24 protein-coding genes and 1 pseudogene are annotated in these 25,332 nt (G+C 55.0%); 6 read left to right on the top strand and 19 right to left on the bottom strand.

Annotated elements, in window-relative coordinates; all coding sequences use genetic code 11:
• Positions 1-315: 315 nt before the first annotated feature.
• From Q0816_RS25065 to Q0816_RS25035, 7 genes are all read right to left on the bottom strand, one after another.
• A complete protein-coding gene (locus tag Q0816_RS25065; RefSeq protein WP_142638738.1) occupies positions 316-597 on the bottom strand; it encodes a type II toxin-antitoxin system RelE/ParE family toxin in 282 nt (93 codons plus the stop codon).
• Positions 594-878 (bottom strand): hypothetical protein, encoded by a 285-nt coding sequence (locus tag Q0816_RS25060; protein WP_298855836.1) that lies wholly within the window; start codon positions 876-878, stop codon positions 594-596. Before Q0816_RS25060 ends, Q0816_RS25065 begins: the two co-directional genes overlap by 4 nt.
• A 95-nt stretch (positions 879-973) precedes the next feature.
• Positions 974-2,068 (bottom strand): helix-turn-helix domain-containing protein, encoded by a 1,095-nt coding sequence (locus tag Q0816_RS25055; protein ID WP_298855834.1) that lies wholly within the window; start codon positions 2,066-2,068, stop codon positions 974-976.
• A gap of 178 nt (positions 2,069-2,246) precedes the next feature.
• A complete protein-coding gene (gene repB / locus Q0816_RS25050) occupies positions 2,247-3,215 on the bottom strand; it encodes a plasmid partitioning protein RepB (RefSeq protein WP_298855832.1) in 969 nt (322 codons plus the stop codon).
• Entirely contained in the window at positions 3,215-4,399 is a 1,185-nt protein-coding gene (gene repA / locus Q0816_RS25045) for a plasmid partitioning protein RepA (RefSeq protein ID WP_037317392.1), read from the bottom strand. The genes repB and repA overlap by 1 nt, the downstream gene beginning before the upstream one ends.
• Positions 4,400-4,879: 480 nt before the next feature.
• Entirely contained in the window at positions 4,880-5,146 is a 267-nt protein-coding gene (locus Q0816_RS25040; RefSeq protein WP_298855825.1) for a hypothetical protein, read from the bottom strand.
• Between the two features lie 89 nt (positions 5,147-5,235).
• Positions 5,236-5,535: a hypothetical protein gene (locus Q0816_RS25035; RefSeq protein ID WP_298855823.1), complete on the bottom strand. Its 300-nt coding sequence runs from the start codon at positions 5,533-5,535 to the stop codon at positions 5,236-5,238.
• Positions 5,536-5,538: 3 nt separating this feature from the next.
• Here Q0816_RS25035 and Q0816_RS25030 point away from each other — a divergent pair, with 3 nt between their 5' ends.
• Positions 5,539-5,796: a type II toxin-antitoxin system ParD family antitoxin gene (locus Q0816_RS25030; protein WP_298855821.1), complete on the top strand. Its 258-nt coding sequence runs from the start codon at positions 5,539-5,541 to the stop codon at positions 5,794-5,796.
• Positions 5,793-6,137 (top strand): type II toxin-antitoxin system RelE/ParE family toxin, encoded by a 345-nt coding sequence (locus tag Q0816_RS25025; RefSeq protein ID WP_298855819.1) that lies wholly within the window; start codon positions 5,793-5,795, stop codon positions 6,135-6,137. Before Q0816_RS25030 ends, Q0816_RS25025 begins: the two co-directional genes overlap by 4 nt.
• Before the next feature lie 56 nt (positions 6,138-6,193).
• Here Q0816_RS25025 and Q0816_RS25020 read toward each other — a convergent pair whose 3' ends face one another.
• The 3 genes from Q0816_RS25020 to Q0816_RS25010 all read right to left on the bottom strand — a co-directional run bounded on the left by Q0816_RS25020 (position 6,194) and on the right by Q0816_RS25010 (position 8,823).
• Positions 6,194-7,249 (bottom strand): tyrosine-type recombinase/integrase, encoded by a 1,056-nt coding sequence (locus tag Q0816_RS25020; RefSeq protein ID WP_298855817.1) that lies wholly within the window; start codon positions 7,247-7,249, stop codon positions 6,194-6,196.
• Positions 7,250-7,417: 168 nt separating this feature from the next.
• Positions 7,418-8,233 carry an alpha/beta hydrolase gene (locus Q0816_RS25015; RefSeq protein WP_298855815.1) on the bottom strand — a complete coding sequence of 272 codons (816 nt, stop codon included), beginning with the start codon at positions 8,231-8,233 and terminating at the stop codon, positions 7,418-7,420.
• Positions 8,234-8,280: 47 nt separating this feature from the next.
• Complete coding sequence (locus Q0816_RS25010) at positions 8,281-8,823, bottom strand: carbonic anhydrase (RefSeq protein ID WP_298855813.1); 543 nt, start codon at positions 8,821-8,823, stop codon at positions 8,281-8,283.
• A gap of 225 nt (positions 8,824-9,048) precedes the next feature.
• Between Q0816_RS25010 and Q0816_RS25005 the strand changes: the two are divergent.
• Positions 9,049-9,822: pseudogene (locus tag Q0816_RS25005) on the top strand (hypothetical protein).
• A 363-nt stretch (positions 9,823-10,185) separates the two neighbouring features.
• On the top strand, positions 10,186-12,609 hold the full coding sequence (locus Q0816_RS25000) for an FAD-dependent oxidoreductase (protein WP_298855811.1): 2,424 nt from the start codon (positions 10,186-10,188) through the stop codon (positions 12,607-12,609).
• 73 nt (positions 12,610-12,682) lie between these two features.
• Here the strand turns inward: Q0816_RS25000 and Q0816_RS24995 are convergent, their stop codons facing one another.
• From Q0816_RS24995 to Q0816_RS24955, 9 genes are all read right to left on the bottom strand, one after another.
• On the bottom strand, positions 12,683-13,231 hold the full coding sequence (locus Q0816_RS24995; protein WP_298855809.1) for a hypothetical protein: 549 nt from the start codon (positions 13,229-13,231) through the stop codon (positions 12,683-12,685).
• Positions 13,224-16,154, bottom strand: a complete 2,931-nt coding sequence (locus Q0816_RS24990; RefSeq protein WP_298855807.1) for a sarcosine oxidase subunit alpha family protein — start codon at positions 16,152-16,154, stop codon at positions 13,224-13,226. Before Q0816_RS24990 ends, Q0816_RS24995 begins: the two co-directional genes overlap by 8 nt.
• A complete protein-coding gene (locus Q0816_RS24985; RefSeq protein WP_298855805.1) occupies positions 16,151-16,423 on the bottom strand; it encodes a sarcosine oxidase subunit delta in 273 nt (90 codons plus the stop codon). The genes Q0816_RS24990 and Q0816_RS24985 overlap by 4 nt, the downstream gene beginning before the upstream one ends.
• 39 nt (positions 16,424-16,462) lie before the next feature.
• On the bottom strand, positions 16,463-17,716 hold the full coding sequence (locus Q0816_RS24980) for a sarcosine oxidase subunit beta family protein (protein WP_298855840.1): 1,254 nt from the start codon (positions 17,714-17,716) through the stop codon (positions 16,463-16,465).
• Between the two features lie 56 nt (positions 17,717-17,772).
• Positions 17,773-18,162 (bottom strand): RidA family protein, encoded by a 390-nt coding sequence (locus Q0816_RS24975; RefSeq protein WP_298855803.1) that lies wholly within the window; start codon positions 18,160-18,162, stop codon positions 17,773-17,775.
• Positions 18,163-18,193: 31 nt separating this feature from the next.
• Positions 18,194-19,480: an FAD-binding oxidoreductase gene (locus Q0816_RS24970; RefSeq protein ID WP_298855801.1), complete on the bottom strand. Its 1,287-nt coding sequence runs from the start codon at positions 19,478-19,480 to the stop codon at positions 18,194-18,196.
• 32 nt (positions 19,481-19,512) lie between these two features.
• On the bottom strand, positions 19,513-20,151 hold the full coding sequence (locus tag Q0816_RS24965) for an SDR family NAD(P)-dependent oxidoreductase (protein WP_298855799.1): 639 nt from the start codon (positions 20,149-20,151) through the stop codon (positions 19,513-19,515).
• Between the two features lie 492 nt (positions 20,152-20,643).
• Entirely contained in the window at positions 20,644-21,324 is a 681-nt protein-coding gene (locus tag Q0816_RS24960; RefSeq protein WP_298855797.1) for an IS6 family transposase, read from the bottom strand.
• 286 nt (positions 21,325-21,610) lie between these two features.
• On the bottom strand, positions 21,611-22,777 hold the full coding sequence (locus Q0816_RS24955) for a MalY/PatB family protein (RefSeq protein WP_298855796.1): 1,167 nt from the start codon (positions 22,775-22,777) through the stop codon (positions 21,611-21,613).
• A gap of 576 nt (positions 22,778-23,353) precedes the next feature.
• On the opposite strand from Q0816_RS24955, the gene Q0816_RS24950 reads away from it, so the two are divergent.
• Both Q0816_RS24950 and Q0816_RS24945 read left to right on the top strand, forming a co-directional pair.
• Positions 23,354-24,874, top strand: coding sequence for a trimethylamine methyltransferase family protein (locus Q0816_RS24950; RefSeq protein WP_298855794.1), 1,521 nt, complete (start codon positions 23,354-23,356; stop codon positions 24,872-24,874).
• A gap of 174 nt (positions 24,875-25,048) precedes the next feature.
• Positions 25,049-25,297: a LysR family transcriptional regulator gene (locus Q0816_RS24945; RefSeq protein WP_298855792.1), complete on the top strand. Its 249-nt coding sequence runs from the start codon at positions 25,049-25,051 to the stop codon at positions 25,295-25,297.
• Positions 25,298-25,332: the final 35 nt, after the last annotated feature.

Below are 25,332 nucleotides of genomic sequence, written 5' to 3'. Positions count from 1 at the left end.
AAACCAACGACGACGAATATGAAGACCAGACCCGCAGACTCTCGTTATGAATGAGGGAGCCTCGGGGGGCAGGTCAACTAAGGAGCGAGTAACAGTAGCCAATAGATTGACTTTTCTGATGTTACGGGGAGATCACGCATGAAGCGGGTCCGGGTTCAATGTCTGTTTTTGCAAGATGGCGGTGAGTTCTTCGCAGGTGCAGAGGAGGTCGGCTCTCCGCCCTCTGTGCGGAAGCTAGAGGTCGAACAACAAAATAGGTTCGGTTGATTGCCCCCTACCCTGCCCTCCTGATGCCACCAATTTAAACGCCTAGTTTCAGTAATCCGCGCCCTGCCGGGTATCCCAGAGACGCAGGATTTCTATCTGGGTGGGCATTACACGATAGATCAGCGTGAATGGGGTTCGCGGCACTGAAAGCTCCCGTATGTCTCGGCGTGTGTCACTCGGGTGACCTGCATAAGGGTTGGCTGCAAGAGTAAGCTGAATGGCTTTGAGCTGAGTTCGTGCCTTTTCGCTGCCTTCGGGAAAAACTGACGTGTAGTAGTAACGGAACCATTGAATGTCCCGGGCCGTATCTTCGAGAAATATAATCTTCATTGGCTGTTGGATTGCCCGCTTGCTACCGGAGCCGAAAGTTCATTCTCGGTATCCCAGCTGTCTATCCAGGCATTCATTTCGTCTGCCGTGATGAACTTGCCTTGGTCTGCTTTTTCAACAGCCGCATCAATGGCTGCACGTTTAGCGGCTTTGGATTCTAACATCGTTCTAATTGCCCGTACGGCGAGTTGTGCAGGCGGTCGATCTTCGATCGCAGCTTCCCGTTCCAGGGTCTTTCTCAGGTCTTCATCGAGACGGATTGAATATGGGCTGGTATTCATCGCAATCACCTGTTTCCGTATTGTAGTACAATGTAATACATTGGCATTCTATTTACAATAGACCGATGGCATGTACTGCACCTATTGTTCTGAACTCATGAGCGTGAGGAGATATCATGGGTATGGCCTGCACTTCCGCGGATTTTTGAACTATGCGTCAACAATGCGGTTGGTTGCATATCTCCCCGATCGATTTTCGAGATCAGTGAGATCAAATAAGCTTGGTGAGATTTAATATTCTCAGCTCGTTGGAAAATATATCCGAGCACCATGAAACGGAGAGCTGGGCCATGTGTCGATTTCATAGCATACCAGGTCTGACCAAATCGTAAGTACTCGGCGATATCGTCCATAAGCCGGTCACAATGTGACTGATCCCGGGCAAAGCGAAGTTCCGAGCACAAACGTGGAAAGCTGCGCTCCATTTGATCTGGAGAAACTTGAACCTGAGAATGTTTTTCTTTCTTAACTATCGGATTCAAAGAGTCCTCTTTGTGCCCCTCATTTTCATGGTCATAGGCCCTCATTTTTTCGGTATGAGCCGGTGTTATCTCTGAGATTTCCACAGAGATTTCAGCCAGAAGTTTCCGGAGGACACGCGCATCCGGCTTACGGCGCAGCGCATTGCGCACGGAGGTCATCAAATCTGTGATAGAGCCACCGTCTGCTACAAGCTCTTTCAGACGAGCCAGAGCGGCCGATACCTTGTCGCGGAGTAACGTGAATTCGAGAACGCGGTCAGCATGCTTCTGGGCTTCCTGGAGGAACTCAGCATGCCGTTCAGACAATGGCATCAGGGAAAGACCGGTCGCTGTGACCACCCTGCCCTGTCGGTCTCGGCGTGCCCAACGTTTACCATTTGAGCTCATTACGCGTCGGACAATCCCAAGCTTGGCCAGAGTCGAGATATGACGTTCAACAGTTGGAACGCTGACATGGGCTCGTTTGGCAATCGCGTCGTTGGATGCGAAGCAGATATGCTCATCATCCTGATCGACTGAAATCTGATCTCCTTGCAAAAAGGAAATCATTGCTCTTAGGACGTTGAGAGAAGTGGACTTCAGCCCAAGCGGCTCTCTCGCCTCTTCAACGGCTCGAAGAAGAATCCATTTCTTGGGCGTATAAGTCCCCTGCCCTGTCGCGCTCGACAAGGTTGCTCCTGACGGAGCCATTGCTGTCACTGTTTTCATGAGTTTATGTCAGCAGACAAAAAATACCCGTTCGCTCAGGAGCGTTTTTTCTTGTATGGCGATTCGGGGACTGCTAGATTCTAGGTGTCTAATCTAAGAATTGCGCTTAGCGCAGCAGCCCTCGAAGCTCCGGTTTCGGGGGTTTTTCTTTGCTTGCCTTCCTCCTTTCTGCTCGTCCTCAGTTATTTTGCTTGTTGTTTACAGCTGTAAACTCGGCGTGTGATCTCTTGATGATTTTCGTCAGATTTTTGTCCAACCACTCAGCAAAATCCGCGTTCGAACCTGTCTTTCTAACTGACAATGTAAGAGACCCGCTGCCGGACTTGATAGTCACGCCATCAATGGGGCTGGTTTCACCAACGCCGTCCTTTTGTCGGGCACCACGTTTTGCGGCCGCTTTAAGTAGGGTTTCCAGCCGGTCATCTGAGGAAACCGATGGCTCGACGGCTTGAAGCAAGTCCGTTGCGTCTTCAATTGTCAGCTTGCCCGCCAAGAAGTGCTCAGCAAGTGCAGTCCACTTCGGGCGGCCTGACTTTGGAGCGGCGCCGATCATTTCTCCGACCTCAAAAGGAACGTTTTGCGTGACCTTAGTAAGGTGGGACAATCCTGATGCTGACAGGTTCAGAACTCGTTTCACCGTGGCTGTATCATGCCCAGCGGTCTGAATTGCTTCCGCAAAGCGAGCTTTTTCGTAGAAGGACAGGTTGCGCCTGGCTGCGTTTTCAAGGCCTTTGGCAAGGAGCGCCGACGCATCGTCGATATCTTGAACATTGGCGCGAACTTTGATTTTGAGCTCACGACATGCTTTGAGCCTTCTCCTCCCATAAATCGCCTCGTAACGACCTTCGGTTTTCGACTTCCGAACGAGGATGGGCACTTGTTGACCGCCGTCTTGGATGCTCGATTTCAAACTCTCAAAGCTATCGTCATCTTCATCAGGGTTTACAGCTGTAAACTCACCAAGCCGATCAATCGGTCCCCAATCGTCTATGAGAGATGGGTCAATTTCCCTAATTGCGGCAAGGGATCCTTGAAGCGCACCGAGAGCAGGGGCGTTGGCTCTTACCGGTCTGTCTGCGGTCTTAGATCCGGAACGTGCAATCGTGCTCGCTATACCCGACATTTCTTGAAGAGATTTTCTAGCCATTAGCTACGTCCCCATGCTTGGTGGATCATTTGCTCTACCTCAGAGCCGATCGCATCCATTGAGTTCTTTGCCCGGTCATAGGTTGCGCGTGTCATTTCCGAACGCACAACCTCGTAGATCGACTGCTTGAGCATTGTTGCGTCACTGATCGCAGTGCTCTTCAGAGCCGTTGCTGACATAACGCGGTCCTGAAACAGTGCTCGCATGAACGAAGCCAGCTGTTGAGATGGAACGTCTGTTGGCTCGTCACGTGTTATAAGGAACTTGAAGCTGTCGTATTCGAGAGTGGCGCCGGCGTCTTCAATGACAGCCATATAAGCACCAGCAAGTTCGAGAAATTGAGCTGTCGAAGACACGTCCAACATAGAAGGTGTTAAGGGCACGAGCAAAGAACTGGCGGCAGCCATCCCCGCGATGGTTAGGAACCCGAGTTGTGGTGGACTATCAATAAGAACAAGGTCAAAATCGTCTTCCACTTGGGCCAGAGCATTCCGTATTCTCGTAAAAAACGGATGGTCAGGGTTAGAGTGGACGGCGGATTCCGTCTCAAATTCAGAAAGAACAAGCCGTGACGGTGCCACAGACAATCCGGGGAAATATGTCGGAAGCACGACATCTGCCATATTAACCGGGTCTTCATAGCGAATGGCATCGTATATCGTTAGCCCATCGAACTCGATTTCAGGGCTGATGCCGCACATGGATGTAAGCGAGCCTTGGGGGTCTAGGTCAACGGCCAGCACACGGTATCCGCGAAGCGCAAAAAAATGAGCCAGATGAATTGTTGTAGTGCTTTTGCTGCTACCGCCTTTGAAGTTCATCAACTGCCAGACTTGAAGTTTCTCTCCTTCCGTCCGGCGAGGGATGTAGCGTCCTTGTTTGCGCGAGGTCTTCTCAAGCGTTTCACGTGCTTCCCAAAGCTCTTGCGCAGTATAGTAACGTCGACCGCTTCGCACGTCTTTTGGTTCAGGAATTGTACCTTCTGAGTGGACCTTGCGCATGAATTGACCCGAGACGCCCAAAAGTTCGGCCGCTTCTGGTGCTGCGAATGTGCGTAGTGATTTTGTGTTGTCAGGTGCAAAGGCAGCAAGAAGATGCTCTCGGATAGCCGAGTTCAATCTCTCGGAAATTTCCGTGGCGAGTGCCGATGGTCGATCTGCCGTAAGTGGTGTCACGGGAATCATGTAGTTGCCTCAAATTAAAGAATGTGGTCATTTTCGCGCCACTTGAGACAAACAGCCGTGATTCACTACCCTAAGTCAAGAATTTTCGCCTATATTGTGGGCTGCGCTGACCGGCAGACTACATGCGCTTTGTATCAGAGCAGGGTGGTTTACAGTTGTAAACCCGGTAGAAGAGAATTGTGGGCTCTCAAATCAGAGGTGGATCTTCCGCAGATCAAGCAGGCATGCGCGTGAAACTTCTCTAAATGCTCCGCTTTGAGTGGAGCATGTCCTGCCGAAGGCTGTGTCATGAATGAGCGAGGTGCGTTGTAAGAAGGGTATCAGGGAAGGGTAGGGGGTTAGTTGAGCTGATTGGTTGAATCACACCCCAACAAATCCGCAGCCGGGTTCTGGGCGATATCGACGCCGTCATAGCATTTCTGAGCCAGTGCGATAGGTGCAAACCGGTCTTGAGCGGTGCGCCGTCCTGCACGGCTTGGGTCAGGAAGCCCGAACGCAGCCAATGCGATGAGGCATAATCCTTCGTAGTCCTGTCACCTTCAGTCGGTGTTTGACGATCTGGGCGATGGCGTCCAGGTTGAGGCGGCGTTTCCGCATCCAGCCAGATTTCGAGACCGAGTGAAACAGGGGGTTGTCCTCGATCTGACCCACCTTGATCCAATGCACCAGCGGCTTCGCTGCGCGGCCTTTGCGCACCAACCGTGGAGTCTTGTCTTTTTGGGTGGTCTCGACTACCAGCAGCGACAACTAAATTATGTCATTCTCGTTGAATTCCTTCAGCGACACATCTCCCAAAAAGATCCCGCCGATCACCGAACGCTGCCATCTACCCGAGGTCAGCCCAGTAACAGGATGATCCGGTCACGGCTGTCCCGGCACGAACCTTGAATGGTGACCATCTGCTGTTCGAGAATATCACGGGTAATCGGATGGGCGGTGTTCGGGGCAAGGAGGTCGGCCCTGTGTTTGGAATTTGCGAAAGCGTAGGGGCGATGGTTGACCCTGCCACGGTGGTGAGCACTTATTTGCTCTGTCAGGCCGGCAATAAGAACAGCTTGATTAAATTGCCGGGTGTGGAATCCTAAACCGTTGAACAAGTATCTTCGTTGGCATATATTGCCAATCAGGAGGTTCATGCCATGGTAACCCGCAATGTCGTACTTACAGAATCGCAGGATCAACTGGTGCAGAATCTGGTTGCATCCGGTCGCTATCAGAACGCCAGTGAAGCGTTGCGCGCCGGTCTTCGTCTTCTGGAGCGGGAAGAGGCGGGACTGGTGTCTCTCAGACAAGGCCTGCAAGAGGGCGTAGCCCAGGCTCAGGTTGGAGATCTGGCAGAAGGCAGCGGTACGGATGCGATCCGTCGAGCCTTTGCAAAGGCTCGAACCAAAGCGTGACCAGACCCTTTCGACTGACACGCCGTGCTGAATCCAGCCTGGTGGAAATTGCCCGATGGACCATCGACAAGTTTGGACGGCATCAAGCCGATCTTTATGAACAAGAACTGATAACGCGCTGTCAGGCCATCACGGAGGGCAGGGCGGCCAGCCGCAGCTGTTCAATATTGGTAGAGGAGGCAGCTGACCTCAGATATGTACGGGCGGGCGAGCACTTCCTAGTCTACCTGGATCAGCCGGACGCGGTGATCATTGTTGATATCCTGCATTCCCGCTGCGACCTGCCGCGACATGTTTCCGCGCTGGCCACGTTAACGGATGCGACAGGAAACAAGACATAGGCACAGCAGCCGGAGTTTCCCTCAAGCTGGGAATTCTTTAATTAGGCAGTATGTGCTCACCCCAATAGATCAGTCGCCGGGTTATCTGCGATGTCCACATCGTCGTAATATTTTTGCGCCTGGGCCATCGAGCGGTGCAGGGAGAGGCGCATGGCGGCCTGGATTGGGGCACCATCTAGCGCGGCCTGGGTCAGAAAACCGGATCGCAGCCCATGCGGCGAGGCGAAGTCTTCAGGCAATCCCGCCAGAACCAGCCTGTGTTTGACTATCTGATAGATCGAATCCGGGCTGAGACGACGCTTCAACACATTGTCTGCCTTGGAGACGGGGCGGAACAGCGGCCCGTTCGTGATCTGTCCAACCTCGATCCAATGCACCAATGCTTGCGCGGCGCGACCCTTCAGCACCAGCCGTGGGGTTTCACCTTTCCGGGTGGTCTTGGTCTCCAGCAGTGAGAGCCAGACCACGCCGGTCTTGTCGAATTCCTTGAGAGAGACATCCTCGCGCATCAGCCCGGTGATTTCCGACCGCCGCCGACCGCCAGAGGCCCAGCCCAGCATCAGCAGTGCCCGGTCGCGGCAATCCCGCCGCGAACCCCGGCAGGTGGCGAGCAGTTGTTCCAGCACATCCCGGGTGATCGGATGTTGTGACTTTGGGGCAGGGGGTCGGGCTGCGGCGCGGCGCGCCTTGGCGCGGGCCTGCTTCACCTGCGGCGCACCGAAGGGGCTGTTCAGGTTCTTCATCCGATGAAACGCCAGCCAGGAGGCGATGCGCCGATCCAGCGTTGATGGGGCAGGGCAGGCGAGGGACCTGCGCAGCCCCTGAGCAATTAGCGCTTCTGCGGTTTCGCGCGCCACATCCGTTTCTGGTGCGTCATTCAGATCGCGCGCGTGATCGAGAATGAAGGCGAGGGCGGTGGCCTCGGATTCCGGCCAGTCCAGCGTCGCTGTGAACCGCGCGGATTTCCAGGCGGTGACATAAATCAAATCCCGTTCATAGGCGCGCAATGTGTTTTCCGGTGTGCCGCGCACATAGAGGTCGGTGAGCGCCTCTTGATCCGTGTCCGAGAGGGCAGGGGCGGCGGCGGGGAGATAAGGCGCAGGGGTGCTCATGGGTGCATTCTGCCCTCAATTTCGCAGGAAATCAATCAAACTTGATAAGGGATACTTATCGGATATAATAGAGGATTGAGTATGTCTTCAGGGTAAGGCGCAAAAGCTTTAAATTATGAGCGTAAAGAGGGCAGGGTGCCTAAGATCACTGTAGAACCTGTTTCGGTTTTAAAGAAGATCTGAGATTGCCTTCAGAACTCTGTCCGGGACTTCCAGCTGGGGAAGATGGCCCACGTCCTTCATCGCCTCAAACCGGTTTTGACCGATCAGATCGTGCAGTGCTTCTCCTCGTTCGATTGGAATCCATGGATCTTTTGTCCCCCAGATCACTTTCGTTGGACATCGGATTTGACCGAACAAGGGTTCTATCTCTGCCGTGTATTTTTCATCCGCCTGGGCAAACTGCCGGTAGAAGCTACGGCTGCCTTCCTCTGTCAGCCACGGTGCAACCAGCTGCTCGAGGTCTGCTTGGGACACATCGCTTGCAACGGCCCCGCGAATATAAGCTTCAACTATGGCTTGATGGATGTGATGCGGAAGACCTTGAAACGCTTCAACGTGCTTTCCAACATGATCGAAAAAACCTGACCCCCAAGGGCGCATGGCGACGACGTTCATAAGTACATACCGTTCAAAGTCAGACCCATGTAGCAAATGAGCCCGCAACGTAGTGGCACCACCGAAGTCATGCGCTATCACCGTTGGGCGATTTAAACCCCAATGCGACAGCATCTCAACAAACACGGCCCCCTGGACGTCCAGAGACGTCCGCTGGTCGCTGTGCTTCTCAGATTTCCCATAGCCGGGCATGTCATACCAGTGCACCGTGTATCTGAGGGCGAGTGTTGGGATCAGGCGATGCCAAGAGTATGATGACCAGGGCCATCCGTGCGCCAACACCAAATCGGGACCCTGGCCACATTTTCCGGCCGCTACTTTCCCGGCAGAGGTCTGGTATTCATCGGCTAAATTCCACTCAGACATAACTCAACTCCAAGTACATGGTGCATCGGGTCGCATCGACGGGATCGTCAGGCAGGACGTGTCTGACCCAGTTCACTCGGCGCGACGACTTCAGTAAGCGCTCCGGTCACCACATCATAGATCGCCCCCGAAACAACCGCGTACCCGGGCACGTTACCGGCATCTCGCAGCTTTGCGACGTCATCTCGGATGCTCTGTTCGTGGTTTGATATTGCGGAGCCTGACACGTCAATGCCTATCCTTTCTTTGATGGCCATTTGAAATTCAGGGTCTGCAAAACGTTCAGCGCCGCATTGTGTGTGATGCATGATGACCACCTCAAAGGGTCCGGGTTTATCGCCATCCATCTTTTTGACCATGAAGGCCAGCGTGGCGATTTCCTGAATCAAGGCCTCGGTGACTCTACCGCCGTTATTTCTGATGACGACGGCATCCCCCAGATCGAGCCCAAGGACGTGCGCGGGATCAACCCTCGCATCTACGCAGGTCAAAATGACGGTTCGAAGTTTGGGAACTATCGGCAGGTCACTAGCTGGAAAGGTCTCCGCGAAGACGCGGTTGCGCGCAAAGAGGATGTCAGAGTTGGACATTATTTCGCTCCTCGGGGTTGAAAGGTTTTGAGAGTTGGATCCACGGTCTTGTCTGGCGGATGCGCAGCATCCATCGAAAAGGGCGTTATGTAATTCAGATCATGCGAGCTGAGCCATTCTTGCGTATCTCGGGCAAACAGCGGCTTTTGAATGGGAGTGGAAAAATCTTGGGGACCTAAATTGATCTCGGTCTATCCTGTTGGCTTTGTTGCAGGAGGATTTGGTGTGAAAGTTCGGATCAGGATTGAAACGGAGTTTGGGTGGGGCGAAGGCCGGTCCCATGAGATTGGCGTCATTGAGCGGTGTTCTATCGATCCGTCGTAAGACGGCCTTGGTATCAGCCTCGCTGAGGGCAAATCGATCTTGAAAGAAGTCCAGCGTGCTGTTCTCCAGGATCAAGCGGAAGAAATCAGCGAAGTCGCGCGGGTATGCCGTCACTGCCATTCGTATTTGCCTGTGCATGATCGTCGTAAGCGACGTGTCGATACTCATTTCGGTCGTGTGACTGTCGAAGCGCCTCGGGACCGGATGTGTATGTGCAGCTTTCCGGGCTTTCCTGCGTTCAAGGCAGCGTATTCTCCGCTCACGCGGATTTTGAAAGACAATGCCACACCCGAATTTAGGAGGCTTCAAGCCGAGCTGGGTGCCCGGCATAGTTTTCGGGAAGCCGCGCGTCTGTTGAACGAGCTCACACCTTGCGCCACCCAGAACCATGCAACGATCCGGAACCGGCTTGCGTCGGTTGCCTCACGCGCTATGGATCTGAGAACGTACTTGAGCCACAACCTGTCAGCTATCACGAACTACGGGCAAAGACGTCAGCAAGGTAAAGCAGTCTCAACGTCAAGGGCAGAAGGCCTCGTAAATGAGATCGCCAATGTGCGCATGGGAAAGAAGCAACGCATGAGATGGTCCCCAAGAGGCGCGCACCGTGTTGCGGTTGTCAGGGCTGCCGTCTTGGATAGAAGGGTTTCACTAGGGCTACTTAGGGCGGCATAATCCCCAAAGCTTTTCCACTCCCGTGCCCCTAGATTTGTAGACGCTTTGCCCCCTAACTTTGAGGCGAGGAGGCCGACATGGGGACGAGGAAATACAGCGAGGAGTTCAAGCGCGACGCGGTAAGACTTTGCCATAGACAAACATCATAAGTTGCCAAAATTTATTGTTTGCAAATGTCGGCAAAAATCACCGAGTTTTGAGGTTCACGATACGCGGTATCAATTCACAATTTCGGACAATCTGACTGTTCCAATTGTTCATTGCCCGTTTCACGGCGATCGCATCTAAACGGTCGTGCAAACAAACAACCCTGACACTTGCTGTGGCAAGCCCCGCACCAAGACAGTCCAAAGGAGACCAATAGTGAAAACTCAGGCAAAAGTTGTCGTCATTGGTGGCGGTGTCGTCGGGTGTAGCATCCTTTACCATCTGGCCAAACGGGGTTTCACAGATGTAATGCTGCTGGAACGCCAGGAACTCACAGCGGGTTCGTCCTGGCATGCGGCAGGTAACCTGTTCACGTTGACATCGCCTGGCAATGCCTCAGTCCTACAAAAATATGCGATGGATCTGTACCCCGAACTGGAACGTGAAAGCGGTCAGGATTGCGGGTTGCACTACGTTGGCGAAATCAGCATCGCCAAAGATGACGAAGACATGAAGATGCTGGCGATGGCACGCGATTCCGCCATGCGATACGACATCCCGTCAGAGTTTGTGTCCGCAGAACGCGCCAAAGAATTTGCACCGACGCTGAACACCGATGGTTCCGTCGGGTTCCTGCACCAGACCTGGGCCGGTTACTGCGATCCGGCCAGCGTCACCAATGCCTTTGCCAAGGCGGCGCGCAAATACGGTGCCACCATTCATCGACATACGCCGGTCCTGGCAACCAACCAGCGCGAGGATGGGAAATGGGATGTTGTGACCGAAGAAGGCACGATTGTCGCCGATGCTGTCGTCAATGCGGCCGGTCTATGGGCGCGCGAGGTTGCCGCCCTTGCAGGGATCAAACTGCCGATCATGCCGGTCGAACATCATTACCTTGTGACCGAAGAAATGCCCGGTGTCGTCGCAGCAGAGGGTCAGCACGCGCTGATCGCTTATGGTGAAGCGAACCTTTACACCCGTCCCGAAGGCAACGGCATGCTGATTGGGGCCTACGAGAGCCTTTGTGTCCATTGGTCAGAAGATGGCACACCGATGGATTTTGGGCATGAGTTGCTACCTGACGCGGTTGAGCGGATGGAAGACAACTTTCTGGAAGCTGTCGATTTGATCCCAAGCCTTGGTGAAGTGGGCATCAAAAGTGTGATCAACGGGCCGATGATCTTTTCGCCCGATCTAGAACCCATGATCGGCCCCTACCCCGGCAAGCCCGGGTATTACTGCGCGAATGGCGTCATGACCGGTTTCAACCAAGGTGCCGGGATCGGCAAGATGCTGTCAGAGTGGATCATCGATGGCGAGCCCAGCATGGACGTCAGCTTTTGGGATGTTGCGCGCCTTGGCGACTATGCAGGCAAGAATTATGCCAAGGACCTGACAAAATATAAGTACGAGAAACGCGCCCACCGATCCTATCCACATCAGACCCACCCACCGGCCCGCCCTGCAAAAACCTCGGCGATTTATGACCAATTGAAAGAGGCAGGTGCCGTGTTTGGCGTATCAGGTGGTTGGGAGGACGTGCAGTGGTATGCAACCAATGATGCCGAACGCCATCCTGAATTTTCATACGAGCGCGCGCCGTGGTCCACCGCCGTCGCCCGTGAAGCACGCGCCGTCCGTGAAACCGCTGGCCTGATCGAGCTGACAATCTATGGCAAGCACCGCTTTTCGGGGCCGGGTGCAGTGGCCTATCTTGACCGGCTGATGGCCAACAAAGTGCCCGAGAAGATTGGTAAATCAGCCCTGTGCCCGATGCTTAGCCACAATGGCCGGGTCATCGGGGATTTCACCGTCACGCGGGTCAGTGCCGACTGTTGTCTCGTGCTGGGGTCGGGTTCGATGGAAAAGATCCACGAGCGCTGGTTCCTGCAACATATGCCTGAAACAGGTGCGACCTACGAAAACATCACCAACCGCTATGCAGGACTAAGCGTGGCAGGTCCAAACAGCAAGGCGATCATGGCAGCGCTTGCGCCTGGGACCAGTTTCGACAGTGCAGATTTCCCGTTCCTGTCAGGACGCCAGATGGAGCTGGGTTTTTGCCCGGATGCCTATGTCGCACGTGTCTCATACACGGGGGAATGCGGTTATGAAATTTACATGCCGATGGAGTATCAGCGCAGCGTGTACGAGCTGATCAGGAAGGCTGGAAAGAATCACGGTCTGACATTGGTTGGCGGTCACGCGTTGATGTCACTGCGGTTGGAAAAGGGCTTTGCCGCTTGGAGCCTGGAGCTGACGTCGGACTATTTCTCCCATGAAACTGCACTGGCGCGGTTTGTCCGCTATAGCAAAGAAGGCTTTATCGGGCGCGAGGCCGCTATTGCCGCCAAAGACGCCGGACCGCGCGAATGCTATGTGCAGTTCGCTGTAGAGGACGGCGATTCCGACGCGCTAGGCGGAGAGCCCGTCTTCCTTGGCGACACAATCGTTGGTTACACCAGTTCCGGTGGTTACGGCTACAGCGTGAACGCAAGCCTCGCGCTTGGGTTTCTCAAGCCAGAGCATATCGATCCGAAAGCCGAATATACGATCAGAATTATCGGCAAGGACCGAAAGGCCCGCCTGCAATCAACCCCGCCCTTTGATCCAGAAGGCATGCGCATGCGCGCCTGATGATCGTTGCAAGGGCATAGAGTGCGGCCCGGATCCTCCCACCGGGGCCGCACTTTTTGTTTGCCGCATAAGATCAGTCGGGACGTTTTGACACGTCATGGGCGGCGCGGATCACCGCGGCCGCCAATGCCTTGGCCATTGATCGGGGCGCCATGACCCTGAATTCTGTCGTGCTGATCCTGAACAGAAGGGTATGGATCCGCGCAGCCTCGGTCTGGGCGACGGTATTGGCGGGGAATACCGCAGTATTCAAATCAACCGGAGCCAAACGGGCAAGGATGTCAACGATTTGAGGGCTGTCCATTGCAATGGTTGCCCATGCACTGGATTGGTCAGTGACATGCGCCACACCATCAAGATGCATCGCAGAGCGTTCACCAAACAAGAAATAATGCGCATGGCCGAAGGGACATATGAAATTGCTATCCCTGGCGTGCAATTTACCCCAATCCGGCAGCCCAATCCCATAGTCATCGTCAAGCATCCGTGACAGCGCCTGTTTCTGACCTGCGCGCGGCGCAAGCGACGTGATGTAGCGCGGTTCTGACAGCGATAACTGACAGTCACCGATCTTGGTCGGAAATGTATCACCACACGCGGTGGTCGCATCCAGTCTAAACACGGCCGCGGTCTCCTGTCGGGTCAAATTGCACCGGATGGGCAATTGTGCATCGGGTAGAAACCCCTCTGATCGGGTCATGGCACAGAACTGTTTCACCCAGACGCTCAGTCCCATTCACAACGAAACCCAGTGCGATATGGGCCGCCAACGCGGGTGAAAAACAATTCGACGTCACATAGCCAATGTCATTGGCAGGGGTGATCTCTGCGGACGGCGCAAAGATATGGCTGCCGGCGTTGATCGTTTGTGTCGCCTCTACCGAACGCAAACCGACCATCTGCATACGGTGGGCGCCAGACAGGCCGGGCCGCGCACTCATCCGTTTGCCGATGCAATCCTTTTTCTTGCTGATCAGCCCGGCCATGCCGCAATCGGCTGCGGTCACCCGCCCGTCGATTTCAGAATGGGTGATGAACCCCTTTTCGATCCTCAAAACGTTGAGAGCTTCCATCCCATAAGGGCCACCGCCGTAGGTGCGTGCCGCCTCCAGAAGTCTTGTAAACAGGCTTTCGCCATAGCGAGCCGGAACCGCAATTTCGTAAGCCAACTCTCCTGAAAACGAGATCCTGAAGAGCCGACCGGTGACGCCACCAACCTCAAGATCGCGGCACGACATAAAGGGGAACACCTCATTCGAAAGGTCTAATCCCAAGAGCTCTGCCAAAAGCGTACGTGACTTGGGCCCTGCCACTGAAAACTGCGCCCATTGTTCGGTGGTTGAAATCAGGCTGACATCCATTTGCGGATGTAGGCACTGAAGGACAAATTCCAGATGCCGCATAACCTGCCCGGCTGCGGCAGTCGTTGTGGTGATCACAAAATGATCATCAGCAAGGCGGGCGACCGTCCCATCATCCATGACATGACCATCTTCGCGCAGCATCAGCCCGTAGCGCACGCGCCCAGCCTTCACCGTTGACATCATGTTGCTATAGACCAAATCAAGAAACGGGCCTGCATCCTTCCCCTGCACGTCGATCTTGCCCAGGGTTGAAACATCGCAGACCCCGACCACCTCTCGCACCATCGTCACTTCGCGGTCGCAGGACTGCCGCCACGTTGTTTCGCCAGCAATCGGGAAATAGGCCGGGCGGTACCAAAGACCGGATTCGTCCATCGGTGCATCGGCGGCAACACTGACATCGTGCGAAGTAGTAAAGCGTTGCGGCAATAGGCCCTTGCCACGCCCGCCAGCGCCCATGGCAGCAATCGACACCGGCACGAAAGGTGGGCGGAACGTAGTCGTTCCGGTTTCAGGGATGCCGCGCCCGGTTGCATCTGCCAACACGGCAAGTGCTGCGACATTGCTATTCTTGCCCTGATCGGGTGCCATACCTTGCGTGGTGTAGCGTTTCATGTGTTCGACCGAGACGAAATTCTCGCGCGCGGCCTGTTGTACATCCTTGACCGTCACATCGTTCTGGAAATCCAGCCACGCCCGCCCCTTGCCGGGCACCGTCCAAAGCGGGGACTGCCGGTAAGCTGCGTGATCCGCTTGTGGCAATGAAACAGGTGCAGGAATCAGCCCCAGCGCATCAAGACATACATGCGCGGCAGCCAGCCCTTCGCGGAGTGCGCCCAGCGTTGTCATCTCGCCGTTGCAGGCCCCTGCCGCGACAAGGCCCGGCACTGCGCCGGCGGTGGGGACAAAGCATTGCTTTTCTGCGTTCCAGGTCGGGCGTCCGTTCAGATGGCATGTCAGATGCACTGTGGGGTTCCAACCGCCCGACATGGCAAGGCTGTCAGTCGCGATCTGCCTTGGCCCCGCGCTTGTCTTGATGGTCGCGCTGCGCAATGCCTTGCGACCCTGCGTGCCCATCACCACCGCGCCTCGGATCACCTCGGCATCGGCAAAATCGGGTCCGTCTGCGCGGCTGTCGACAATCGCACTGACCGACACGCCAGCGTCCGTCAGATCGCGTGCAGTGTCGTAGGCGCTATCATTGTTGCAGAATATTGTCACCGACTGACCGGGCGCCACACCATAGCGGTTCACATAGGTACGTACCGCACCGGCCGTCATGATGCCCGGGCGGTCGTTGTCGCGAAAGGCAATGGGCCGTTCAATTGCACCGGCGGCAAGAACGGTGCGTTTGGCAACGATCCGCCAGAAACATTCAAGCGGGACGTTGCTGGTCGGCGATAGATGATGGCCCACCCGCTCCAGCGCTCCATAGGTCCCGTGATCATAGGCCCCGACAACCGCTGTCCGCGGCATCAAGCGCACGTTTTCCATCCCAGCCAGCGCATCACAAACCTCACGCGCCCAGATATGGCCCGGTTTGCCATCGATGCTGGTCGTGTCGCCATTCAGTCGCCCACCGAACATGTTGTCTTCTTCGGCAAGGATCACGGTTGCCCCGGAACGGCCAGCCGCCAGCGCGGCCATTAGACCCGCCGGACCGGACCCGATGACAAGAACATCACAAAAGGCAAAAGCACTCTCGTAGCGGTCTTGCCCCGCTTCACCGCTCAGTTTCCCTAGCCCTGCAGACCGGCGGATGACCGGCTCGTACAGTTTTTCCCAAAACGCGCGCGGCCACATGAACGTCTTGTAATAAAACCCGGCAGTCAGAAAAGATGCAGCCAGATCGTTGGCCGCAAGGATATCAAACCCAAGCGACGGCCAGCGGTTTTGTGAACGCACTTCCAGGCCGTCATAAATCTCTTGCATGGTGGCGCGCACGTTGGGGTCGGTCTCGCCACCGCTGCCCACTGTGATCAGTGCGTTTGCCTCTTCGCTGCCGACACCCATAACTCCACGCGGGCGATGATACTTGAACGAGCGCGCGATCAGTTTCCTGCCGCTTGCCAGAAAGGCAGAGGCGACAGAGTCGCCGCGGTAACCTGCGATCTCGGACCCGTCAAAGCTGAACCGGATCGGGCTGTTCCGGTCAATCAGACCTTTTCCTGCCAGTCTCATTGTGTCCCTTCCTGTCGAGCCTTGGCAAGTTCAACCGAGAAAACTTCGTGGCTAACTGTGTCACGTGACACGATCAGCCAAGCGCCACATCCGCCGGAATGCTGCCATAGGTCGCGTGTTTGACCAACAGGGTTGATCCGATTGTGGACATAGTCGTCCCATTCATGATCGCTGGTATCCGCGTCGGGCCGGTTCAGCGCCAAGGCATCACCCTGATAATAGTACTCTCGTCTGTCACGCTCGCCGCATAGGGGACATCGGATGCGCATGGTTTGGTTTTCCTTGGTACGTTGCCGTATTGTGTCAGATCAGTGCAGGTTGTGTTGCGACCCGGACGCCTCTTCATCCATCAGCCGATACCCGGTCTGGAACCGGTCAAGGCGATACATGTCCGCCATCTGGTGATGCCGCCCCGTTGCCATCAAATGCGCGGTTGCCACACCGGAGGCAGGCACCGCCTTGAACCCGCCGTAACACCAGCCGCAATTAAGGAACAAACCTTTGGTCTGTGTCTTATCAATCACCGGCGAGCCGTCGGCCGACATATCCATCACTCCGCCCCAGCTTCGCAAAACCTTGGCTTTGCCCAAGGCTGGCATCAGGGTCATCCCCGCACGCATGACTTCCTCAACAGTTGGAAGGTTCCCGCGCTGCGCGTAAGAGGCGTAGAAATCCAGATCCCCGCCAAAAACAAGGCCACCCTTGTCAGACTGGCTGATATAGAAATGCCCCATGCCAAAGCTGATGACGTGATCCACAATCGGTTTAAGGCCCTCGGTCACAAAGGCCTGAAGGACGTGGGTTTCAATCGGCAGGCGCATGCCGGCCATCGCGGCAACCTGACTGCTGCGCCCAGCCACGACGATGGCGACCTTTGGTGCTTTGATGGTGCCGCGCGTTGTCTGGACGCCCGTCACCTTGCCATTCTCGATGTCGATTCCGGTGACTTCGCAATTCTGGATAAGATCGACCCCACGCTGGTCTGCGCCACGGGCATACCCCCACGCAACCGCGTCGTGCCGGGCGGTCCCGCCGCGCGGATGGAACAGCGCACCCTTGATCGGAAAGCGTGATTGTTCGTAGTCAAGGTAGGGCACCATTTCCCGCAGTTCGTCGCGATGGATCAACCGCGCATCGTCACCTTGGATCAGCATTGAATTGCCGCGCCGCGCTGCGGTGTAAAATTGACCGTCAGAATGCAACAGGCTGAGGATACCGCGCTGCGACAGCATGGCGTTATAGTTCAGCTCTTGTTCGAGATTCTCCCAAAGCTTTAGCGAATGGGAATAGAATTCTGAATTGCCGGGCAGGAAATAGTTGGCGCGCACGATGGTCGTATTACGGCCGATGTTTCCGCCCCCTAGCCAGCCCTTTTCCAGCACCGCGATATTGGTGAACCCATGGTTCTTGGCAAGATAGTAGGCGGTGGACAAACCATGCCCGCCGCCGCCAATGATTATCGCGTCATAGGCTGGTTTCGGGTCGGGATTGCGCCAATGCGGCGTCCAACCTTTGTTTCCGGGCAGACCCTCTTTCAGAATTCTGAAAGCAGAAAATTTCATCATTCGGAACTTTCAAACAGCGCCTTTGGGCTGATTTTGTGCGTCCAGAAATGCCGTCAGGACGATTTCAGGGCGGTGACCTCGATTTCCACTTTCAGGCCCGGTTTCGGCAGGCCCGAAACCACCATAGTGGCGGCCGGTCGGATTGCGTCGAATTTTTCCTTCAGGATCGGAATGACCTCTGGTGCATGGCTATCGGCTGTCAGGTAATAAACGGCGCGCACGACATCAGCGAGGGTAAAGCCCGCCTTTTCAAGCACCGCCTCAATTGAGGTAAAACAATTGCGGGCCTGATCTGCGGCACTGTCGGGTATTTCGCCGGTTTCGGGATCAACACCGGTAATGCCGGATACAAAACACCAGGGCCCCTGCACGACCGCACGGCTAAAGGCCACGGCATCTTCGACAGGGTGGTTCATCGTCACGTTTTGTCGCGCCACTTTCATCTTCCTTTTCTTTGGTGCCCGCTTGCCTGGGTCAGACTCTGCTGTCCGCAATATTGTAGAGCCGCGTGCCGAGTTCATAGTAAGCCGCCCGCACATTGCGCCAGCTTTCTGCTCGTACTTGCTGCAGAGGCAATGGGAAATCCGTGATTGATCCGCCCTGCACCAATTCCGCACAGGCCTTGCCGATCACCGTGCCGGGGCCGATTCCACGCCCGTTATAGCCGATAGGGACGGTCAGCCCCAGGGCCGGTTGAAAGACCCTTGGCAGGTGATTGTCGGTAAAGCCCATCTGACCCGACCACCAGAATTGCCATTCCTGCCCACGCAACTGTGGGAATAGTCGATCCCTGACGCGTGTGGCCCAGTTTGTCCGGAGCGACCATGCGCCGCCAGTCATCCGGCCGGCACTGCAAACGATGTAGCGCCCAGCATCATCAATGCGCGAAGAAAACATCGTTTTACGCGTATCAAACAATCCATTGCGCTTTGGTGAAATCCCGTTGGCAATCTCGTCCGGCAATGGCCCTGTGGCCGCCTGGAACATAAAGACCGGGATCGTCGCCTTCGCGATATCGGGCAGGAAACGATCGGTATAGGCATTGGTCGCTACGATCACCTGATCCGCCGATACCTTGCCTTGCGCAGTTTGCGCGACCCATCTGTTCCCATTGGCCGTCAGGCCCTGCACCGGTGTGTTTTGAAAGATTCGCGCGCCCTGTGACAGCGCCGCCCGCGCAAGGCCGCGTGCGTAGGACATCGGCTGGATGGTGCCTGCACGTGGGTCAAAAACTGCTGCATGCCGATAAATCTGCGATCCGGTCATGGCCTGCAAATCGCTGCCGGTCACCAGTTCGACGGGCAACCCAAGCGCCTTCATCTGCTGACAGCGGTCTTTCACCCACCCGACTTTCGACCGCGCGTGTGCCGCTTGCAACATGCCTTGCCGCTTGGCTTCGCAGGCGATCTGGTATTCTTCGATGACAGAAAACACCAGATCAGGCGAAGATGACAGCGCCATGTTCAGCCTTCCACCGTCCTTTTTCCCCAGCTCTTGCTCGACCTCATTCGGCAACAACCAGACACCAGGATTGACAAGGCCGGCATTGCGACCAGACCCGCCATGGCCTACCTCGCGCCCTTCCAACACAGCGCAATTGACCCCTGCCTCGGCCAGATGCAGCGCCGTGGACAGCCCCGTAAACCCGCCACCGATGATCAAAACATCCACATCAAGATCGCCCTGCAACGCAAGGGTTTCGATTTTGGGCGTCGCGGAATGGTCCCACAGCGAATTATGGTATCTGTCGGCCTCGGTCATCGTTGTTCGCCTTTGATTTGTGGGAAACCTGTTCAGTCGTTCTTGACAGGAACCGTATAGCCAAGGGCCAAGCGGTCGCCATCGACATAGATCGTCTCGCCGGTGATGTAGCTGGAATAATCACTTGCCAGATATAGCGCGACATCCGCCACTTCGCTGGGTGCGCCAAGCCGGCCGAGCGGGGTGCGTGACAGGATCGCGCTTTTGCCGTGGGGGTCCTTGGACAATGCATCTGCCAACAGCTCAGTTTCGATAGAGCCGGGGCCGAATGCATTGACACGAATACCTTCCGGCGCAAGCCGAATGGACGCGGCCCGTGTCAATTGTGCCAGCGCGCCCTTGGACATCGAATAAGCCAACTGATTGGGCAATGCGACGACCGAGTTCACTGACGACATATTGATGATGCTGCCCTTGGTACCTGCGGCAACCATGGATTTCGCGGCAGCCTGCGCCATCAGGAACGCACCGCGCACGTTCACGCTGAACAGGCGATCAAATCCTTCGACATCCAGATTAAGAATGTCACCGGCATGAACGATGCCCGCGTTGTTGACCAGAACATCGACCGCGCCGTCCTCTGTGAACGGAGTCGGCAGGATCGGAAACACTCCACGATAGTGGTTGGGCGTCAGGATCAGGTCGCTTCTCCTTGGCGTTTGCAGATTCAATTTCTGAATTCAGGTTTTACGCTCGGTGAAAACTAGCCTTTCACGCAAGCAACAAATCCTCGCTTCATATGACTTTTATCGATGTGTTTGACGTCTGTTTGTTCTTTGCCGGCGCATGCAGACACATCTTCTATCGGTTGCAAACCAGAGGAGTGACCGGTCTGGCGAACTTGCAAAAATTGACATAAGAACAACATGTTATGCAGCCCCTGACGCCCGCCACAGCCGAATGCCGCGTGCAGTCTCAACCGATTAGGCCCTAGTTTTCGCCCGGAATGACCCATCAATTCGGCCCAAGAACTGGGCGTTCACTGCGCCGTGTTTAGCAAGTTTACCCTATTTGTGCGTTGAGGCCACAATAGTCATCAAATAGATTCTAACGAAGTTCTTTATTCAAAACCCTATGCAAACAAAAGGCAACGCATTGGAATTCGACAGGAGGATCTGTTGCGAAGTTTTAACTGGCGACAGCGATAGCATTGTACCGGCGGGCTAAGCGGCCAGCTCTGCAAATTGCCGAAACGGACAGACTCCGGGCGTGATTTGACCTTTGCGGTTCATGTGTGCCACTTCGATTCCGTCGAGGGTTACCGCCGCTGAAGCGAACGCCTTGAACCCTAGCATTGGCCGGATGCGTCTTTTGATGAAACGATGGTCCTGTTCCACGATGTTGTTTAGGTATTTCCGCCTCACCATCTCAATCGGGATCGGGCAGCCAAAGCCTTTCAGCAATTTGTTGATCGCCTTGATACCAGCTGTGTTGGCGCCACTTTTGTCGATGACGATCTTGCGTGGAAGGCCGTTGACCTCCAGCATTCGAGCAAAGAATTTAGTGGCGGCAGGCTTGTTCCGACGGTGTGAAAGCATGAAATCGAGAGTTTTGCTGTGTTTGTCGACCGCTCGGTAGAGGTAAACCCATGATCCCTTTACTTTAATATATGTTTCGTCCATTCGCCAGGAGCGGTCGCATGGGCCTTTGCGGCAGCGTGCTGTTTCAGCGATTGCGCAAGAGTACCGTGTCACCCAGCGGTTCAGCGTGGTGTGATCGACGGAAACACCTCGCTCTGCCATGATCTCTTCCAGATCGCGGTAGGAAACGCCGTATCGAACGTAGAAGAATACTGCGAATAGGATCACATCTTTCGGGTACTGTGCACCTTTGAAGGAAATCATGAGCTCGCTTTCGACTTGATACGACCGACGAGTCATTCACTCGTTAATTCCGAAAGCGTCAATGGCCGAAAGTTTGCAACGGAACCGGTGAGAGATCAGGGGGTGCCCATTCCATCAGAACCCACATTGACACCTCAGCAAAAACAAGGTCTGCGTTTTGATTGTCATCAACTGGATCAAATCGTTTCCCGGCGAAGAACACCGAAGCCTTCGGCCCAGTCGCACAAGCAAGGACACTACATGTCTGAAGGGCGAGTTTGCCCTGCATGGCCGCGTCCGGCCTCAATCAATTTACGAATGCGCGTTCGAGGCGGGTGACGGCGTCACGTATCAGTTCTCGTGATGTTCCAGTATTGAAACGCACGTGCAGTTCGCCGCCCTTGCCAAAGGTTTCACCTGCATTGGCGGCAATTTTGGCCTGCTGGTAAATCCGGGTTGCAACTTCTTCCTGCGACAATCCGGTTTGCGAAAAGTCGACCCATGAAAGATAGGTTGCACCCATTGGCATCGAACTTACTCCGGCGATGCCATTCACCCCTGCGTCAAACAATTTTCGGTTGCCATCAAGATAGCAGACTAGTTTGTCCAGCCAGGCGGCGCCTTCGGGGCTGTAGGCGGCGGTGGTCATCGCGACGCCGAAATCATTCCGGCCCAAAGACAGTTCCGAAATCCGCTTCTTGAACTGTTTTCGCAAATCTTGGTCGGGAATGATCACCTGACCGGTATGTGTCCCCGCGAGGTTGAACGTCTTGGATGCTGATGACAATACTATCAGCCGGTCCACAAATTCTGGCGCTGCGACGGGAAAAGGAATGTGCTTGTGACCCGGGAAAACCAGGTCCTGATGAATTTCATCAGACACAAGCAGCAGATCGTGTTTGCGGCAGAACTCGCCGGTTTCCCGAAGCTCTGCCTGCGTCCAGACCCGGCCACCGGGGTTATGAGGTGAGCACAAAAGAGCAATCTTTTCCTGCCCTGTCATGACTTCATCGTATGCCGAAAAATTCATCTTGTACTGGTTGTCCACCTTTTCGAGGGGGCAAACTGTGATTTCTCGGCCAGCGGCAAGGACCACCTTTTTGAAAGCGTGGTAAACCGGGCTAAACAGAACAACCCGGTCACCGGGCTTGCTGAATGTGTCCAGAACCAGGGCAATCGCGTTGCTCAGGCCAGTTGTTGTATCTATCCAGTCGGGCTCAATCGCCCAGCCGTGTCTGTTTCTCAACCAGCAGCAGACGGCCTCTTCATAAGGGAACGTACCGCTCGAATAGCCGTAAATTCCATGATCCAGCATTTTTTTGACAGCATGCTGGACACAGTCAGGAGACTGAAAATCCATATCCGCAACCCACATGGCCAGCCCGTCATCAGGGGAAACGCCATAAGAAGAATGCATGTCATCCCATTTGTTGGAATACGTGCCTCGGCGATTGATGATTTGATCAAAGTTCATTGGGATGCACAGTCTGTTGCAACGTCTTACCCGACCGTCCCGCATTTCATATTAAGAAAAGAACTCTTGCTCAATATAGATAGATGGAACCTTGGTCACGTTTGCGGGGCCGGGTGATTGGGAGATCCGGATTTCATCCCCGCTTGAAACCTGCTGATCTGGTGCGCTGATCGGGGCATTTAGCGCGAATTAAGATAATGGGCATGAAGGTGTGTGGATTATGGCTTTGATTTTGTTGACACTTTCCTCGCTTCTTTCTGAAGCATTTTCCCGAGCGCATTAACTTGGTGCGATTCACTCTGGAAATCTGGAATTCCAGAACCAGGCCAACCTATAGAGAGAGATCATTCATTAATCAGGATTTGTTGCTTTTCACCAAAGCTCTGTTCAATTCTATGAGCATGGGAAACTCAGAAACCCGGGAAAAGAAAGCGCGTAGGGCAGGGGTGAAACAGCATGACAACTGTCTCGCAGTATTTTCCCGTCGAGCGCGCTGGTCCCAGGTTTCTCGCTCAAATCTATTGATCGCACCAAGATTGTCAATTTGCTGCCGAATAGGAATGGGGAACATCTTTCATGGCAAGAAGAACCGGACGAAGAGCTTCACAATCCAATACATTGGTTCAGCCGCCCTATCGACAGCTAGCCAATAACTTTGCCCCTGTTGAAGTGCTGTCTCCCGAACAGGTTGAGCGCATTCACGCCTCGGCACTGGATGTTTTGGAAGATGTCGGGCTGCGGGTGATGGATGCAGAAGCGCGAAGTCTACTGCGCGAGGGCGGCTTTAAGGTCGACGAAGCAACAGAGCAGGTCTTCTTTGATGCAGAGCGGGTCATGGAGCTTGTTAAGCTTGCTCCTGATGTGGCTTCTGTGCGCGGCAAGGATCCGCAAAAGCGCCTAAAAATGGGCGGGGGCCATTTGGCGATCAGCGCCGTGGGCGGCGCACCGTTCGTATCCGACCTGCAGCGGGGACGTCGCGCCGGCAGTCATGCCGATCTATGTGATTTGATGCGCCTGACCCAAATGCTGAATGCATTGCACATGGAGGGCGGGTGTTCGGTGGAGCCTTGCGATCTGCCGCAAGATTCTCGCCATCTGGATGTTTACCTTGCGGCTTGCACGTTGACAGACAAGCCCTGGAAGCCACAAACGGTCGGGGCGGCGCGTGCCCGCGATTCCCTGGAGATGGCAAAAATCCTGCATCAGGAAAACAACGACCAACTGGCCGCTGATCCGGTATTCATGACAACGACCAATACCAATACGCCGCTGGTGCTGGACGCAGAAATCGCGCAGGGGGTTTTGACCCTGGCACGCGCAGGTCAGGTTATTTGTGTCACCCCGTTTGCCCTGTCCGGGGCCATGGCGCCAGTTACGGTAGCCGGGGCGCTGGTCTTGCAAACGGCAGAGAACCTGGCCTCCTGTGCGCTGGTACAACTGGCCCGCCCTGGTTGCCCATACATTTACGGATCGTTCATTTCCAACGTGGATATGAAATCCGGTTCACCGGCATTTGGGACACCGGAATACACCCTTGGTGCGCAGGCGAGCGGTCAGATCGCGCGGTTCTATGGCCTTCCGTTCCGGTCGTCGAATGTAACCGCATCCAATGCGCCGGACGCACAGGCGGCCTATGAATCGCAGATGTCGCTCTGGGGGGCGATCACCGGGCATGCCAGCGTTATCAATCAAGGTGCCGGATGGCTCGAAGGCGGGCTAGTGGCCTCGTTTGAAAAACTAATCATAGATGTGGAGATGCTTCAGATGATGGGCGCCTGGATGGAAGGCCTTGTCGTTGATGACGTCGCGATCGGCATGGATGCCATTCGCGACGTAGGGCCGGGCGGGCACTTCTTTGGGACAGCGCATACTCTGGAACGCTACAGGGATGCCTTTTATACGCCCTTGGTGTCGGATTGGTCCAATTTCGAGAACTGGACAGAAGCCGGTGCGAAAGACACCTCGGTTCGTGCACATGAACTATGTCAAACGCTGCTAAAAACCTACGAGAAACCAGCCCTTGATCCGGCAATCGGGGAAGAGCTTGAAGCCTATGTCGCGAAGCGCAAAGAAGAGATTTCGCGAAACGGACTCTGAGGACTGACCTCATCGAAGCCTGTCGGCAAATTAGCACTGGGCATTTCTTTATTACGCCGCGTTATTTTGCTATCGTTCGGGGTGGGTACTCTAAGTGATGTCGAAGGTGTTGCTACTTACGTCGCCGCAGGGTCGACATAAAGACTGATTGCAAACAGTCGGGAAAGAGAAGATTTGGGCAAAATACCTTCTATTCGCGCGCTTCGCGTTTTCGAAGCTGCAAACCGCATGGGTAGCTATTCGCTCGCGGCACATAAGATGGGCATAACCCAGAGCGCCGTCAGCAGACAGATCAAAAGCTTGGAATCAGAACTTGGCGTCAAGCTCTTCTTCAAAGAGGGGCGTAATGTCAAACTGGCCAGCTATGCCGAGGAGTTTGCGGGGCATTGCCAACTTGTTTGCACGCGGCTGACGGCGGTCTGACCTGCGTCTGTCAGGCGGTCATTTCGAGAGCGTAA

The sequence above is a fragment of the uncultured Ruegeria sp. genome (genome assembly GCF_947497005.1).
In the GTDB taxonomy this organism is placed as follows: domain Bacteria; phylum Pseudomonadota; class Alphaproteobacteria; order Rhodobacterales; family Rhodobacteraceae; genus Ruegeria.
The sequence above is the reverse complement of the archived record's forward strand: the minus strand, read 5'-3'. Positions and strand labels throughout refer to the sequence as shown.

Coding starts and splice junctions, on each gene's coding strand:
- Q0816_RS25010 (WP_298855813.1), bottom strand. CDS start 8,823: ATGTCCAACTCTGACATCCTCTTTGCGCGCAACCGCGTCTTCGCGGAG.
- Q0816_RS24980 (WP_298855840.1), bottom strand. CDS start 17,716: ATGAAATTTTCTGCTTTCAGAATTCTGAAAGAGGGTCTGCCCGGAAAC.
- Q0816_RS25020 (WP_298855817.1), bottom strand. CDS start 7,249: ATGAGCACCCCTGCGCCTTATCTCCCCGCCGCCGCCCCTGCCCTCTCG.
- Q0816_RS24950 (WP_298855794.1), top strand. CDS start 23,354: ATGGCAAGAAGAACCGGACGAAGAGCTTCACAATCCAATACATTGGTT.
- Q0816_RS25015 (WP_298855815.1), bottom strand. CDS start 8,233: ATGTCTGAGTGGAATTTAGCCGATGAATACCAGACCTCTGCCGGGAAA.
- Q0816_RS24975 (WP_298855803.1), bottom strand. CDS start 18,162: ATGAAAGTGGCGCGACAAAACGTGACGATGAACCACCCTGTCGAAGAT.
- repA (WP_037317392.1), bottom strand. CDS start 4,399: ATGATTCCCGTGACACCACTTACGGCAGATCGACCATCGGCACTCGCC.
- Q0816_RS25060 (WP_298855836.1), bottom strand. CDS start 878: ATGAATACCAGCCCATATTCAATCCGTCTCGATGAAGACCTGAGAAAG.
- Q0816_RS25030 (WP_298855821.1), top strand. CDS start 5,539: ATGGTAACCCGCAATGTCGTACTTACAGAATCGCAGGATCAACTGGTG.
- Q0816_RS24990 (WP_298855807.1), bottom strand. CDS start 16,154: ATGAGACTGGCAGGAAAAGGTCTGATTGACCGGAACAGCCCGATCCGG.
- Q0816_RS24955 (WP_298855796.1), bottom strand. CDS start 22,777: ATGAACTTTGATCAAATCATCAATCGCCGAGGCACGTATTCCAACAAA.
- Q0816_RS24985 (WP_298855805.1), bottom strand. CDS start 16,423: ATGCGCATCCGATGTCCCCTATGCGGCGAGCGTGACAGACGAGAGTAC.
- Q0816_RS25065 (WP_142638738.1), bottom strand. CDS start 597: ATGAAGATTATATTTCTCGAAGATACGGCCCGGGACATTCAATGGTTC.
- Q0816_RS25055 (WP_298855834.1), bottom strand. CDS start 2,068: ATGAAAACAGTGACAGCAATGGCTCCGTCAGGAGCAACCTTGTCGAGC.
- Q0816_RS24970 (WP_298855801.1), bottom strand. CDS start 19,480: ATGACCGAGGCCGACAGATACCATAATTCGCTGTGGGACCATTCCGCG.
- Q0816_RS25035 (WP_298855823.1), bottom strand. CDS start 5,535: ATGAACCTCCTGATTGGCAATATATGCCAACGAAGATACTTGTTCAAC.
- Q0816_RS24960 (WP_298855797.1), bottom strand. CDS start 21,324: ATGATTTCCTTCAAAGGTGCACAGTACCCGAAAGATGTGATCCTATTC.
- repB (WP_298855832.1), bottom strand. CDS start 3,215: ATGGCTAGAAAATCTCTTCAAGAAATGTCGGGTATAGCGAGCACGATT.